Source organism: Corynebacterium suicordis DSM 45110, assembly GCF_015351405.1.
GTDB lineage: Bacteria > Actinomycetota > Actinomycetes > Mycobacteriales > Mycobacteriaceae > Corynebacterium > Corynebacterium suicordis.
Genome location: NZ_JADKMY010000002.1, coordinates 243,451 through 256,828, shown reverse-complemented (window position 1 = coordinate 256,828; position 13,378 = coordinate 243,451). Strand labels below are relative to the sequence as shown.

The 13,378-nt window shown below is 61.2% G+C and carries 9 protein-coding genes; 4 read left to right on the top strand and 5 right to left on the bottom strand.

Translation table 11 applies throughout. The features are described from left to right. Positions 1-31: 31 nt before the first annotated feature. The gene (locus IRY30_RS07525) at positions 32-235 is read left to right on the top strand and encodes a CsbD family protein (protein ID WP_194556808.1); all 204 of its coding nucleotides are present in this window, start codon (positions 32-34) and stop codon (positions 233-235) included. A 91-nt stretch (positions 236-326) separates the two neighbouring features. Here IRY30_RS07525 and IRY30_RS07520 read toward each other — a convergent pair whose 3' ends face one another. From IRY30_RS07520 to IRY30_RS07505, 4 genes are all read right to left on the bottom strand, one after another. Further along, positions 327-1,697: an aspartate aminotransferase family protein gene (locus IRY30_RS07520; RefSeq protein ID WP_374708563.1), complete on the bottom strand. Its 1,371-nt coding sequence runs from the start codon at positions 1,695-1,697 to the stop codon at positions 327-329. 136 nt (positions 1,698-1,833) lie between these two features. Beyond that, positions 1,834-3,759, bottom strand: coding sequence for an ABC transporter ATP-binding protein (locus IRY30_RS07515; RefSeq protein ID WP_194556806.1), 1,926 nt, complete (start codon positions 3,757-3,759; stop codon positions 1,834-1,836). 35 nt (positions 3,760-3,794) lie between these two features. Then, entirely contained in the window at positions 3,795-5,003 is a 1,209-nt protein-coding gene (locus IRY30_RS07510; RefSeq protein WP_194556805.1) for a MalY/PatB family protein, read from the bottom strand. Beyond that, entirely contained in the window at positions 4,996-6,483 is a 1,488-nt protein-coding gene (locus IRY30_RS07505; protein WP_194556804.1) for a carboxylesterase family protein, read from the bottom strand. The genes IRY30_RS07510 and IRY30_RS07505 overlap by 8 nt, the downstream gene beginning before the upstream one ends. Positions 6,484-6,524: 41 nt before the next feature. Between IRY30_RS07505 and IRY30_RS07500 the strand changes: the two genes are divergently transcribed. Both IRY30_RS07500 and IRY30_RS07495 read left to right on the top strand, forming a co-directional pair. Next, positions 6,525-8,633, top strand: a complete 2,109-nt coding sequence (locus tag IRY30_RS07500) for a M3 family metallopeptidase (RefSeq protein WP_194556803.1) — start codon at positions 6,525-6,527, stop codon at positions 8,631-8,633. Between the two features lie 34 nt (positions 8,634-8,667). Further along, positions 8,668-8,892, top strand: a complete 225-nt coding sequence (locus tag IRY30_RS07495) for a hypothetical protein (RefSeq protein WP_194556802.1) — start codon at positions 8,668-8,670, stop codon at positions 8,890-8,892. Positions 8,893-9,014: 122 nt separating this feature from the next. Here IRY30_RS07495 and IRY30_RS07490 read toward each other — a convergent pair whose 3' ends face one another. Then, the gene (locus tag IRY30_RS07490; RefSeq protein ID WP_194556978.1) at positions 9,015-11,180 is read right to left on the bottom strand and encodes a 4-alpha-glucanotransferase; all 2,166 of its coding nucleotides are present in this window, start codon (positions 11,178-11,180) and stop codon (positions 9,015-9,017) included. 198 nt (positions 11,181-11,378) lie between these two features. Between IRY30_RS07490 and IRY30_RS07485 the strand changes: the two genes are divergently transcribed. Further along, positions 11,379-13,211 (top strand): AMP-dependent synthetase/ligase, encoded by a 1,833-nt coding sequence (locus tag IRY30_RS07485; protein ID WP_194556801.1) that lies wholly within the window; start codon positions 11,379-11,381, stop codon positions 13,209-13,211. Positions 13,212-13,378 lie beyond the last annotated feature (167 nt).

The window sequence follows — 13,378 nt, the reverse complement described above, 5'->3', positions numbered from 1 at the left end:
CTGGACGCGTAAGTCACTAAGGAGATTCAATATGTCTGATCAACTGAAGAACCAGGCTGAGCAGCTCGGCGGCAAGGCAAAGGAAGCTGCCGGCGACGTCACCGGTAACGAGCGCCTCGAGAACGAAGGCCGCGCAGACCAGACCGTCGGCGGCATCAAGGAAAAGGCCAACGAGGCCAAGGACAAGCTTGCTGATGGCGTAAACAAGGTCATCGGCGATGCAGGCGAGAAGTAATACTTCTCCAGCATAAACGCTGAAAAAAGGAGGGCCGAGGCTTAAAGCCTCGACCCTCCTTTTTGCTGCCCGAAAGGGCAGCTAATGCAGGTTATGCAAGTGCTGCGTCGGCCTTTTCGATGGCGCTATCGAACACGCTGAGCATGTATTGCAGCTCTTCGGCAGAGGTGGTCAGTGGGGGAGCGATGTGCAGACGGTGGCCGGAAACCATTGGCCACACGCCAGCTTCCTTGATCGCCGCACCCACGGCACCCATCGCGTCGGCGCCAAGAGGAGTCTTGGACTCCTTATCGCTGACGAACTCGAGTGCCCAGAAGAAACCCTGTCCGCGGACTTCACCGATGGAAGGGTGCTTGGCGGCGATCTCGCGCAGCTGTGGTGCCAAGATGCTGGACGAGAGCTCTTCAACCGTGGCGAAGACGTTCTCGCGGTCATAGACGCGCAAGGCTGCCACGCCTGGGGCACAGGCCAGGGGGTGTCCGGAATAGGTGAGACCACCGGGGTAAGGGGTTTCATCGAAGGTGGACTTGATGGCTTCAGTCATGATCACGCCGCCCAATGGGGCGATGCCTGCGTTGACACCCTTGGCAAAGGTAATGAGATCCGGCTGGAGGTCTTCGCCGCCGTGCTCGTAGGCGAAGAACTTGCCGGTGCGGCCAAAGCCGACCATGACTTCATCCGCGATCCACAAGATGCCCTTGCGGTCACAGATCTCGCGCACGCCCTCCAGGTAACCGGCTGGGGGAGCGATGACACCCGAGGAGCCCACCATGGACTCGATGAGGATGGCTGCTACGTCGGACTCGAAGTCAATCGTGTCCTCGAGGTGCTGCAATGCGCGCTCGCACTCTTCGGCCTCGGTGGTGGCGTGGAACGCAGAGCGGTAGAGGAAAGGTCCCCAGAAGTGCTTGATATCGCCATCGGTGGTGGGATTTCCATGGCGGCGAGCTTCACCCGTGGCCATGATCGCGGAACCGGTGGCACCGTGGTAACTGCGGTAAGCGGTAAGCACCTTGGCCTTGCCGGTGTGCTTGCGCGCCATGCGAATGGCGTGCTCCACAGCATCAGCACCGCCGTTGGTGAAGAACACGTGGGAGAAGTCACCCTGTGCCTTCTTCACCAGGTCTTCGGCAAGTGCGCCACGAACATCGCTGGCAAACGCTGGGTTCACGTTGGTGACGCGACGCAGCTGGGACTCAATCGCTTCGACCAACTGTGGGTGGTTGTGACCCAGGTTGGCAGACACCAGCTGGGAGCTGGAATCGAGGTAACCCTTGCCGGCGTAGTCGTAAAACCAAGAACCCGACGCGTAAGCGATGGGCAGTGGATTGATCTTGGCCTGGGCAGACCAGCTGTGGAAGACATGCCCGCGGTCGTTCTCGCGCGCTAGCTTTTCCGCAGCTTGGGCCTCTGCGGAGCCCGCAGAGATGGTGTTGCCCTCAAAGTCAGGAAATTCGGTAATGGACAGTGGATAAGATTCTTTCATAACTATCCACCATAGCCCTCCGTGGCATTTCCCGGCTTACCAAGGGTCCCGCAGGTGGCCGCAACCTGCGCTTTCATACGGGCCCCGCCCATGCTTGAAGGCGGGAAGTAACTTACTGGCTCGTGTAACTTTCCTCGGCAGAAGATTCGGTTTCGTCATCTTCCTCTGAATCACCTTCGTGGAAACCGAAGCGCTTGAGGCGCTCGCGGTCCGCGGCAGAGCTGGACGCGGTGAGGCGCAAGAGCTCGTTGTAGATACCGCCGGAGACAGCCAACTCGGCTGGCGTACCCACCTCATCGACCCGTCCATGGTCCAGGGTGACGATCAAGTCAACGTTGGCGATCGTGGAGAGACGGTGGGCAATCACCAGCGTGGTGCGCCCCACCATCAACTTCTCCAAACCGGCCTGAACCACGCGCTCCGCCTTGGTATCCAGAGCGGAGGTGGCCTCATCCAGAACCAGCACGGGAGCATCCTTTAGCATGGCTCGGGCTACCGCGATGCGCTGCTTCTGCCCACCGGACAAGCGCAGTCCGCGCTCACCGATGAGCGTGTCATAACCCTTGGCAAAGCCCACGATGAAGTCATGCGCATGGGCCTTCTTCGCCACTTCCTCCACCTCGGCATCGGTGGCACCCGGGCGAGCATAGGCGATGTTTTCCCGCACGGTGCCAGAGAACAGTGCCGGCTCCTGGAACACCACGCCTACAGAGCTGCGCAGTTCCGAAGCTGAGGTATCGGAGAGTTCCTGACCACACACTCGCAGGGATCCCGAGGTGGGGGAGTACAGGCCGAGCAAGAGGTTAACCAGCGTGGACTTGCCACCGCCGGATTCGCCCACCAGCGCCACCTTCTGCCCCTTGGAGGCAGAGAAGGTCACGCCGTGGATCACTGGCTCGCCCTCGATGTATTCAAAGGACACATCATCGAACTCGATGACCGGGCCCTGATCGGGAGCAGTCAGCAGTGGACGGGATGCGGCTTCCACCTGCTCATCGGTGAGCTGCATGGATCCGCTGGGTTGAGCTGCATTGATCAACACGGGGTTGGCGGACTTCTCCTCCAGCTCATCCATGGCCTTGAAGTAGTCGATTGATCCGGCCGCTGCGCGCTGCGCGGTATCGACCAACCAGCTCATCATCTGTGCTGGCTGACGAGCCATGACCACGAACTGCAGCAACAGCACCATGTCACCCAGGCTGAAATGCCCGGTGATGGTGCGCCAGAACAGCGTGAAGTAGATGGCGAAAAAGATCAGGTTCATGGCGCCGAGGCGGATGATATCCATCTTGTGCCAGTAGCGGGACTGGCCGCGGGTGAGCCGCACCACGTCACCGAAGTGCCGCTGGAACAAACGCAGTTCGCGCAGCTCGGTGACGAAGGACTTCACCACCTTGACCTGGCCAATGACCTCGGCGAAGCGGCCTTGAGCAAGGTCGATGTGCTCGTTTTTCTCCTTCTCCCACACTGCCCACTTCTTAGAGGTCAAAGCGGTGAGATAGAGGTACATCGGGAAGATGATCGCCAGGAGCAGGGCCAGTGGCCAGTAGTAGAACGCGGTGATGCCGAGGATCATGATGACGGTCAGCAGCATCGAGAAGAAGTTATTCGCAAAGGAATTAACGAAGTCCGTCAGCCCCAGAATCGAGCGATCCAAGCGGGAAATGACCGTGCCTGTGACCTGGTTATCGTAATAACTCTGCGGCAGGGACAGGAGCTTGGCGTAATAGCGGTTGGAGAGGATCTGGCGCATCCGGGTGGAGAGCACGTCTCCGAACCAGCCGCCCACGTTGCGGACAACGGTGCTGGTCAGTTCCGCTGCCAGCAGGGCCAAAGCCACCCAGGCGACGGATTTGATGGCCACCTCGGTCGGGGAATCATTTTGCAGAGATTCCACGATGATGTCCGTGGCGTGTCCCACCAAGAAAGGCGTGGCCAGAGCCAGCAGTGCAGTGACTACAGAGGTAATAATGACGGCCACATACAGTGGCCATAATTCACGGGTAAAACGAAGAATCTGGGAAAACGCCTTGAGCATACGGGCAAGCATAACCGCCCATGAGACAAGAGTTACTACTCCAGATTTCGCACTGCTGCAGCAATGCGATCCAGTGCCTCATTGAGGATCTCCCGGGAGGTCGCGAAGTTCAGGCGAATGTGCCCATCGCGGCCCAGATCGAACACCGAGCCCTCGGAAACCGCTACCTTTGCGCGCTCCAGCAAAGTGCGGGCTGGCTGGATGGCCAAACCAGGCACAGTGGAGACATCAATCCACAGCAGATAGCTGGCCTCGGGGCGGATAAAAGTCGCACCCGGCAGTACTTCGGGGATGCGCTCCTCCAGCAGGTCCAGGTTGCCACTCAAGTAGGCCACTTCCTCGTCCAGCCACTCGCGGCCCTCGTTGTAGGCGGTCGCCGCAGCGATCAAGCCCAGAGTGGACGCCTCACCCGTGCGCAGATTGTGAACACCGTCCATCTTTTCGCGATCCGCCGGATTGGTGAAAATCATCTGCGCGCAATGCAGACCTGCGGTATTCCAGCCCTTGGAGGTCGCGGTGACTGTCACTGTCAGTTCCGCTGCCTTCTCACTGAGGGAGGCCGTGGGGATGTGGATGGCGCCGGGGTAGACGATCGGCGCGTGGATCTCATCAGAGATGATCCGCACCCCATAGGTATCCGCCAGCTCCACCACGCGGTTCAGCTCTTCCGCACGGAACGCCCTGCCCAGAGGGTTATAAGGGCTGCACAGTATGAGCGCTCCCACTGGTTGCGCTGCATCTTTGGCGACAAAAGCCTCCTCCATGGCGTCGAAATCAAAGGTCCACTCGGGCTTGCCATCGCGCTCCGCAACGATCATGGGGATGTGCACGGTGGGGCGGTTGGTGGAGCGCGGAACGTCAAAGAACGGGTAGTAGGAGGGCAGCGGGATGACCACGGAGGAACCGGCGGGCGTGAGTTCGTCGACAGCGACAGCTACGCCTTTGACCACGTCAGGAACCACGCGCACCCACTCGGGTTGGATCTGCCAGCCGAAACGATCCGCGCTGAACGCGACGATGGCCTCTTCTACCGGGCGTCCATCGCCCTTGTATCCGAAGTACTGGCGCTGAACAGCGTCTGTCACGGCGTCGAGTACCGGAGGGCAGGTATCAAAATCAGACTCGGCCACCCACAACGGCAGCACGTCCTCGGGATAACGCGTCCACTTCATGGTGCCGCGGGCACGCAAAGTAGCGACATCGGGGACGTGCAGGGATGGGGTAGAAGGGTTCGAGTTAGACATGTTTTCTACTGTACGTTTCCGGAAAGAAGCGCCGGACAGGGCCGTGCGCATCCTCCACGAGGTCCTCGGCGCAGTTGGACATATCGAATTGCTTCGTCAGCCGCCCGGTATTCGGGTGGAAGGTGGGCCAGTCCGGCTCACCGCCGTGGGCAAAATCCACGATCAGCTGGTGGAAGCGATCCGCCAGGGGTTGCAGGCGCTGCTGCGCATTGGGCCCGCAGTATCGGGCGATGGACTCGGGCGCGACATCCAGGCAGTTGAACGCCAGCGGGATATCGGCGCAGTGTTGCGCATCCGTGCCTCGCGATCGCACGTCGCCCGCCCCGCCGTGAAATTCATAGACCCAGGTGGGAGCTTGTGGGGCAAGGGCTTCCATCGTCGCCACATCGAACTTACGAATCGCTGCATCGCCAATCGCCCGCCCCATCGGCCGGGGTGGTTCGATGCTGTCGCAATAGCTGCGCCAGGCCTTCTTTTCTTCTTTCGACGCCACGCTCGGCACTCCCAAGCTTTTGGACAACAACCGAATGGTCCTGTCTGCCATGGCCCTGGTCACGGGGTTGCCTTCTCGATAAGCCGTGTCCAAGCGCTCCGCCAGGGGCATCCGGACGAATTCATCACGCAACGTGCCGATCAGCATGGGGATCGGTGGCATGTTCTCCGGTGAATGCGGGAACAGCCCGATGGCGCAGTCATCGAGGTAACGGCGGGCGTAGCGGGAAAAGCCGGAAGCCACCTGCTCCTGAGACAACGTGCTGACGTGCTCAAAGGTCAGCGGTCCACGGAGTGCACGCCGGGCCATGCGGGTGCGCGCCGACCACGGAACTCGGGGAAGACCTTGAGAGAGAATCACGCAGCGCTGCACCAGATCGCGGGCGCGCGGGCTGCCCAGGGTGTAGGTGATCAAGGAGCCGCCGGCGGATTGACCCATGGCTGTGACGTTGTGTGGATCCCCGCCGAACGCGGAGATATTGTCACGGATCCAGCGCAAGGCTGTGATCAGGTCTTCTACGGCGCGGAAGTAGGGTGGCTCGGAGCTTGCGTCAAAATCAGCAGGAAGAGGCTCGCCCTCCAAGGGCAAGAACCCCTCGAAACGGTAGCGGTAGTTCACACTGACCACGATGCAACCGGATTCCGCGAAGGCATCCCCGCGGTACCACGGGCCGTTGGCATGGCCGGATTGGAAGCGTCCGCCATGCACAAACACGATGACGGGCAGGTGAGCCTGCGGATCCGCTGAGCCGGCGGGTGCGGTGACAGATAAGGTATGGCGCCCAATGTCAGAGTGCGGCAGGCATTCGCGCACTTCAGTGAACGGCTCGGCGGGTCGCGTGGGGCTGAATTTTTCTGCCACGGTGCGCGGCGGTTCGGCGTATTCGATGGCCGACCAGTGCGAGGCTGTGGGGCCACTCCACCCGCGATACGTCCCCACGTGGGTTGATACGTCCAACTCTGGATTCGGTACTGGCGCATCGCTCATGCTGTGCGATCTTAGCGGTAGAGGTGGTTACAGTGGTGGCTATGGAAGATTTTGTCACCCCTTCAGAACTGCCCTACGAGCTGCCCGATTTCGCCCAGATTCAGGTGGACAGTCTGGTTCCGGCGTTCCGCACGGCCTTGGCAGATCATGCTGCGGAGATCGCGGCGATCGCGCAGAATCCCGAGGAACCAACGTGGGAGAACACTTTTGCCGCGCTGGAAGAGGCCGGGCAGATGCTGCATCGCGTGTTGGCCATCGCGTTCAACTACGCGGGAACGCTGGCCACCCCGGAGGTCCGCGAGGTAGAGGCCACCATTTCCCCGGAACTATCCGAGCACTTCAGCGACCTACTGCTCAACGCGGATCTGTGGGCGCGCGTGCAGGCCATCCCTGAGCAGCCCGAAGGTAGCGAGGAAGCCGCGTTGCAGACGTATTGGCGCCGCCGTTTCATTCGTGGAGGAGCCAACCTGGATGCGGCGCAGCGTGAGGATTTGCGGAAAATCGACGCCAAACTTGCCAGCCTCACCACCCAATTCGGAGCCCAGCTGCAGGAATCCACGGAGGCCTCCGCGGTGCTGTTCACCGAGGAAACTCAGCTAGCTGGCCTGGATGATGCCACCAAGCGACAGTTGGCGGATGCTGCGCGAGACGAGGGCAAACAGGGCTGGCTGCTCCGGCTGGGACTCCCCAGTGTGCAGCCCGTGCTCGAAGAACTGGAGAATGCGGAGGCCCGGGAGCTGGTGCATCGCGCTTCCTTGGGCCGCGGCGGAGAAAATCAGGAGACGTTGCTGCAGATCGTGCGCCTGCGCGCCCGGCGCGCCGAGCTGCTGGGTTATGCCCACCACGCGGATTATGTCACCGAGGTGGAAACAGCCGGTTCCGTGGAGGCAGTGGAAGAGCTGTTGAGCCAGCTGACCCCCGCTGCGGTGGCTAATGCGTGGAGTGAATACAAGCGCGCCGGGGATCAGCGGGTCGTGGCGGGTGTTTCGAGCGATGAGCAAGAACAGCCTCTCAGCAGCGCGGATTGGCCTTATTGGTCGGCGCAACAACGGGCCGAAGAGCTCGATGTGGACGAAGCCGAACTGAAGAAGTATTTCTCTCTGGATCGCGTGCTGATGGATGGCGCGTTCTTCGCGGCCAAGCGTCTGTATGGCATTGAAGTGACCCCGCGGGAGGATCTGCAGGGCTACCACCCAGACGTGCAGGTGTGGGAAGTCCGGGAAGGCGCGGATGCGGCCGAGCCCGGCGCGGAGATCGGGCTTTTGCTCACCGACATGTATGCCCGCCCCACCAAGCGCGGTGGTGCGTGGATGAGCAGCTTTGTGGATCAATCCAACCTCATCGGCCAGCTGCCCGTGGTGGTCAACGTGATGAATGTGGCCAAGCCCAACCCAGGTGAGCACGCCCTGTTGAACATGGATGAAGTGGCCACCGTGTTCCATGAGTTTGGCCATGCCCTGCATGGGCTGCTCTCAGACGTGCATTATCCCAGCCTTTCCGGAACCTCCGTGCCCCGGGACTTCGTGGAATTCCCCTCCCAGATCAACGAAAACTGGGCGCTGGAACCAGCAGTATTGGCCAATTACGCCAAGCACGTGGATACCGGGGAACCGCTGCCAGCAGACATGGTGCACGCGGTGAAGCAGCAGGCGCAGTGGGGACAGGGCTTCAGCACCACGGAATTCTTGGCTGCGTGCTGGCTGGATTTGGCGTGGCACAAGCTCAGCGCAGAGGAAGCTGCGCAGGTCACCGACGTGGAAGCGTTCGAGCGCGCTGCCCTGGAAGCTGCAGGAGTGGATATGGAGGGCCATCTCGTGCCGCGGTATCGGTCGGCGTACTTCAACCACATCTTCGCCGGGGGCTACTCCGCTGACTACTGGAGCTACCTCTGGGCAGAAGTGCTGGATGCTGATGGGTTCCAGGCTTTTGTGGATACCGGGGCGGCCAGTGGTGGCGTCGAGAAGGAAGACGGTGCGGAAGACGTGGATCCGGATGATGTCCGCTTTGCCGGCAACCGATTCCGCCGCATGATCCTCTCCAGGGGCGCAACCATCGATTACGACGATGCCTTCTGGATGTTCCGCGGGATGCAACGCAGCGTGGAGCCTCTGCTGAAGCGGCGCGGCCTGGCGGGTGCGGGGAAGGAATAACCAAGATTTCCCTGGGCGGATAGACTGGACAGCGATGTTTGAATGGCTGATCAACTTGCCCGTGTGGGTGCAGACCCCGCTGATGGTCGCAATCGTTCTGGTGATCGCGGGTGTCTGCGCGTGGGTTCTCTATGCTCTGCTGTGGAAAGTTATCCCGCCGAGCGAGGCGGAGAAAGCCATGCTGGGGCTTGATGTCCCAGCTCAAGAAAACCCAGCTCAAGAAGCTCAACGAGAGAAAGTCACCACCAATGAAGCATAATTCCAAAGTCCGCACCGCTCTGGTCCTGCTCATGGTGCTGTTGCTGGTCGCGTGGATGGCCAGCGCGGTCTTCTAGGCGCTGGCTTCTAGGCTCACGAGTTCAACCCAGCTTCGAGCCGCAGCTACTCATCGCCACGCGCGGCCGAAAGCACGGCCCGCGCCAGGGGGAGTTCCAGCAAGTCGTCCACGAACAGGGCCTTGCCCGAGTGGTCACACAGGGGAATACACCAGTTGGGGTACAGATCCTGGGTGGTGCCCGGCTGATTCTGAGCGCGGAGATCGCCCACCATATCCACCAACGCCACGCACTTCAGGGCGGAGGGGGTCAGGGAAATGAAGCGGTGCATGCCCTCAAGGATTCCCGAGGAACGACCTTCCGCAAACTCCGCTAGCCCGTCCGCGCCGCCGGGACGGTTATCCCGCCCGTTGCGTGGCTGCTCGGACTCCTGCGTGACCTGCCCATCGGCCTGGAAGTAGGACTCGCAGGGATATCCGGCAAAAGCGCCGGCCTCTCCCATGGTGCTGAGGACTTCCTGCTGCCAGCGCGCATCATCGGCAAATTCATCTTCGGGATCCTGGGTGAGCACCCCAAGCTTGTCCCGCAGATCGATGTGCCCGCCGCGCAGGTAGCTGGCGGTTGGGGGCAGATCGTGCGTGGTTACGGAAGTCAGCGCCAGTTGCCGGTACTTGTCCGGGGACTTGGCTCCATCATCATCGCCTTCGAACCAGGCCACGGAAGTGCCCATCACGCCACGGCTGGCCAGGTACTCCTGCACCCACGGTTCAAAGGTGCCCAGATCCTCGCCGATCACCACCGCGCCAGCCCGCTCCGCCTCCATCACGAGCGTGCCGATGAGCGCCTCGTGGTCGTATTTCACGTACGTGCCCTCGGTGGGGGAAGCCCCGCGCGGGATCCACCACAGGCGGAACAGGCCCAGCACGTGATCCACCCGGATTCCACCAGCGCTGCGCAAAATGGTGCGCAGCATGTCCCGCCACGGTTTGTATCCCTGCTCGGCCAGTTTGCGCGGATGCCACGGTGGTTGCGACCAGTCCTGCCCCAACTGGTTGTACCCGTCCGGTGGAGCTCCCACGCTCGCGCCGGGAGCCAGCGCATCGGCCAGAATATGCGCATCGGCACCTCCCGGGTGCACGCCTACAGCCAAGTCCGCCATCAGCCCGATCCGCATGTGCTCCCGCAACGCATCCTGCGCGGCGGACTCCTGTTCCTGGCAGAGCATCTGCACCCACGCGTAGTAATCCGCGCTCAGTTCCATGCCGTGCTCAGCACCGTAGTCGCGCGCGTTTTCACTGCACCAGTCGGCGAATTCCTCCAGGCCCGCGCCCTCCTTTTCGCGGTATGTGCGCAGCTCGGCCTCTCGTTCTTCACCGATGCCTGCGGTCCACAATTCGTACAGCGCCCTCATTTTCGACGCCACCACGGGGTTCCGCTCCAGCTTCTCAGCCGAGCCATTGCTCTGGCTCAGGGACTCCTTCATGCCCGCGATGGTTTCTCGCAGCTCCGGGTGCAGTTGGTACTCCGGGGTGTCCTCCACGCGGATGTAGATGGGGTTGGTGAAACGGCGCGTGGTGGGAAGATAGGGGGAATCTTCCACGGGAGGTGCTGCCTCCGCGGCGTGCATGGGGTTTACCAGGATGAAATCCGCGCCGCCGAGGCGGTGCAGGGCATCACCCAACTCACGCAGGGTGCGGTAATCGCCGATGCCCCAGGATTCGCGATCCCGCAGAGAATAGATCTGGGCCATCACGCCGGTGGCGGGAGCATCCACGAATTTCTGCGCGGAGCTCAGCTTTTCGGGGGACACCAGGAGCGTGGCTTCTATCGCCCGCTGATGCGTGGAGGATTGCGCCTCCACGTGCAGGGTATGCCATCCGGCTGGCAGGGGTGGAAGTGCGCAGTTGCTTCCGGTGGAGGTGCGAGACTCGATCTCCAGGTGGACAGCGTCTCCGCCTTCTTCCAATTCCACCCACGCTCGCACGTTTTCGTTTTCCGCGTGGTTAATGGGGAAGTGAGTGGCGGTATCTGCGAGGGCAGTGACCGTGGGCTCCACCAACCGGGACTGCCGCTCTTTTCGCAGCTCGGCCTCGGCTGTGGAGAGATCCGCTTCCGAGGGCTGATCGGGCACATTCAACCCAAATTCCTGCAGCGCAAAGACCACTGTCTCTGCGGATACTTCCACCCGGGATCCATTCTGACCCGTGTATTCGGTGGAAATCCCACAGAGTTCTGCGAGCCGGTGGAGCAGCTCATCTTTGGGGGAGGACATGCTCTTTGAGGTCGCGCCTTCTGCATTGGAATTCACCCCGTTCATTGTGCCGGTTGGGGTGCGTACGTGCCAGTGCACGCCCGTTTTACTGTCTGTTTCAACCCACCCGGGCCGCGACTGCAGCAAACTTGATGGTCTCGAGTCGGGTATATTTATAGAAGTGTAAAATTTTTTTCACGTCACAATTTGAGGAGAAAAATGACGGAATTCACCGCAGAGGCTTTGTATACCGTGGGCGAGAACGAGACCATGATCTCCGCTCTCCGTGATCTGGCCCAAGAACATCCGGATATTAAGAGCTTCAGCCGCCCCGTCAATTTCGAGTGGCAGCCGGTCTCCCCATCGGAGTTCGTCCAGGAAGTCTATGCGGTAGCCAAGGGTCTGATCGCCAATGATGTGCAGCCGGGCGACCGCGTGGCCATCATGTCCGGTACCCGTTTCGAATGGGTGCTGGTTGACTTCGCGATCCAGGCCTGTGGCGCGATCTCTGTTCCCATTTACCCTTCCTCCTCCACGTCGCAGTGTGAGTGGATCGTCCAGGATTCCGGCGCAGTGGTGGCCTTCGCGGAAGATACCGGGCACACTCAGCGCCTGGAGACTTTCGTGAAGGAAGGCGAGCGCCAGGAGGGAACCGCGCATTTGCGTCGGGTATTCTCCTTTAACTCCGGAGCCATCGATACCCTCATTGCCGAAGGCAAAGAAGCGGACATCAAGCAGGCCGAGGTGGAAAGGCGCATTGCGGAGATGACATCCGCATCCATCAACTCCATCGTGTACACCTCCGGCACCACGGGCCGCCCCAAGGGCGTGGCCCTGACCCATTACAACTGGCTCTCGGAAGTTCGCGGCCTGCTCACCAACCCCATCGGCGAGGCGTGCGGCCCGGGCTACGGAACCCTGATGTTCCTGCCACTGGCTCACGTGCTGGCTCGCGCGGTGACGTACACCGTGCTCATCGGTGGCGCGCAGCAGACCCTGTGGTCTGAGGTCTCTACTTTGCTCGACGCCTTCCAGCGCTCCCAGCCACACATGATTCTGGGTGTGCCACGCATCTTTGAAAAGGTGCACGCTGGCGCCAAGGCAAAGGCAGCCGAAGGCGGAAAGGTCAAGAACAAGGTCTTCCTGGAAGCTGAGAAGACCTCCATTGAGTACTCCAAGGCACAGGACACGAAGGAAGGCCCCGGCCTGGCTTTGCGCGCCAAGCACATGGTGTTTGATCGCTTGGTTTACTCCACGCTGCGCAAGCTGCTCGGCGGACAGTTGGAATACTGCATCTCCGGTGGTTCTGCACTGAACGCGGATATCATGCACTTCTTCCGTGGCGCTGGCGTGCGTATTTTCGAGGGATACGGCCTCACCGAATCCACCGCCGCCGTGGCCGTGAACTTCGATCCCGATAACATCATCGGCACCGTGGGCAAGCCCGTGGGCGGAAACTCCGTCCGCATCGCTGCAGACGGTGAGATCGAGCTCAAGGGCACCGTGGTGTTCGACGAATACTGGCAGAACCCCGAAGCCACCGCGAAGGACTTCACCACCGATGGCTTCTACAAGACCGGTGACCTGGGCAAGCTGCTGCCTACCGGCCACCTGAAGATCACCGGCCGCAAGAAGGAAATCCTGGTCACCGCGGGTGGCAAGAACGTTTCTCCCGGACCGATGGAAGATATCCTGCGTTCCGCCCCGCTGATCTCCCAGGCAATGGTGGTGGGCGATGACCAGAAGTTCATCGGCGCGCTCATCTCCCTGGATGAGGATGCTTTCGCTCGCTTCAAGAAGGACAACGGCCTGCCCGAGTCCACCACCATGAAGGAAGGTGGCAAGAACCCGCTGCTGCGCTCCGCCATCCAGGACGCAGTCAACGAGGCCAACCGCTCCGTATCCAGCGCTGAGGGGATCAAGAAGTTCCGCATCGTGGAGCGCGACTTCAGCGAGGAAGAGGGAGAGGTGACCCCATCGATGAAGCTCAAGCGTTTCGTGGTGGCTGAGCACTTCGCCGACGATATCGCCTGGATCTACTCCGGGAAGTAAAAAACCCACCCCGCAGTAGCGCACATTTTGTGCACCACACCGGCCACGCCTCCATTCCCGGGGCGTGGCCTTGTTTTATGGTTGCAAGCGAGATTCCCCCGCGTTAACTGACGGAGCGCGGAGGACCAAGAAACACCCGGGCGCACCGACGCCGGGCGACGCGTGAA

Bases quoted from the DNA above. Each gene is read 5' to 3' on its own strand.
- IRY30_RS07515 (WP_194556806.1), bottom strand. From the start codon at position 3,759: ATGCTCAAGGCGTTTTCCCAGATTCTTCGTTTTACCCGTGAATTATGG.
- IRY30_RS07500 (WP_194556803.1), top strand. From the start codon at position 6,525: ATGGAAGATTTTGTCACCCCTTCAGAACTGCCCTACGAGCTGCCCGAT.
- IRY30_RS07505 (WP_194556804.1), bottom strand. From the start codon at position 6,483: ATGAGCGATGCGCCAGTACCGAATCCAGAGTTGGACGTATCAACCCAC.
- IRY30_RS07495 (WP_194556802.1), top strand. From the start codon at position 8,668: ATGTTTGAATGGCTGATCAACTTGCCCGTGTGGGTGCAGACCCCGCTG.
- IRY30_RS07490 (WP_194556978.1), bottom strand. From the start codon at position 11,180: ATGTCCTCCCCCAAAGATGAGCTGCTCCACCGGCTCGCAGAACTCTGT.
- IRY30_RS07485 (WP_194556801.1), top strand. From the start codon at position 11,379: ATGACGGAATTCACCGCAGAGGCTTTGTATACCGTGGGCGAGAACGAG.
- IRY30_RS07525 (WP_194556808.1), top strand. From the start codon at position 32: ATGTCTGATCAACTGAAGAACCAGGCTGAGCAGCTCGGCGGCAAGGCA.
- IRY30_RS07510 (WP_194556805.1), bottom strand. From the start codon at position 5,003: ATGTCTAACTCGAACCCTTCTACCCCATCCCTGCACGTCCCCGATGTC.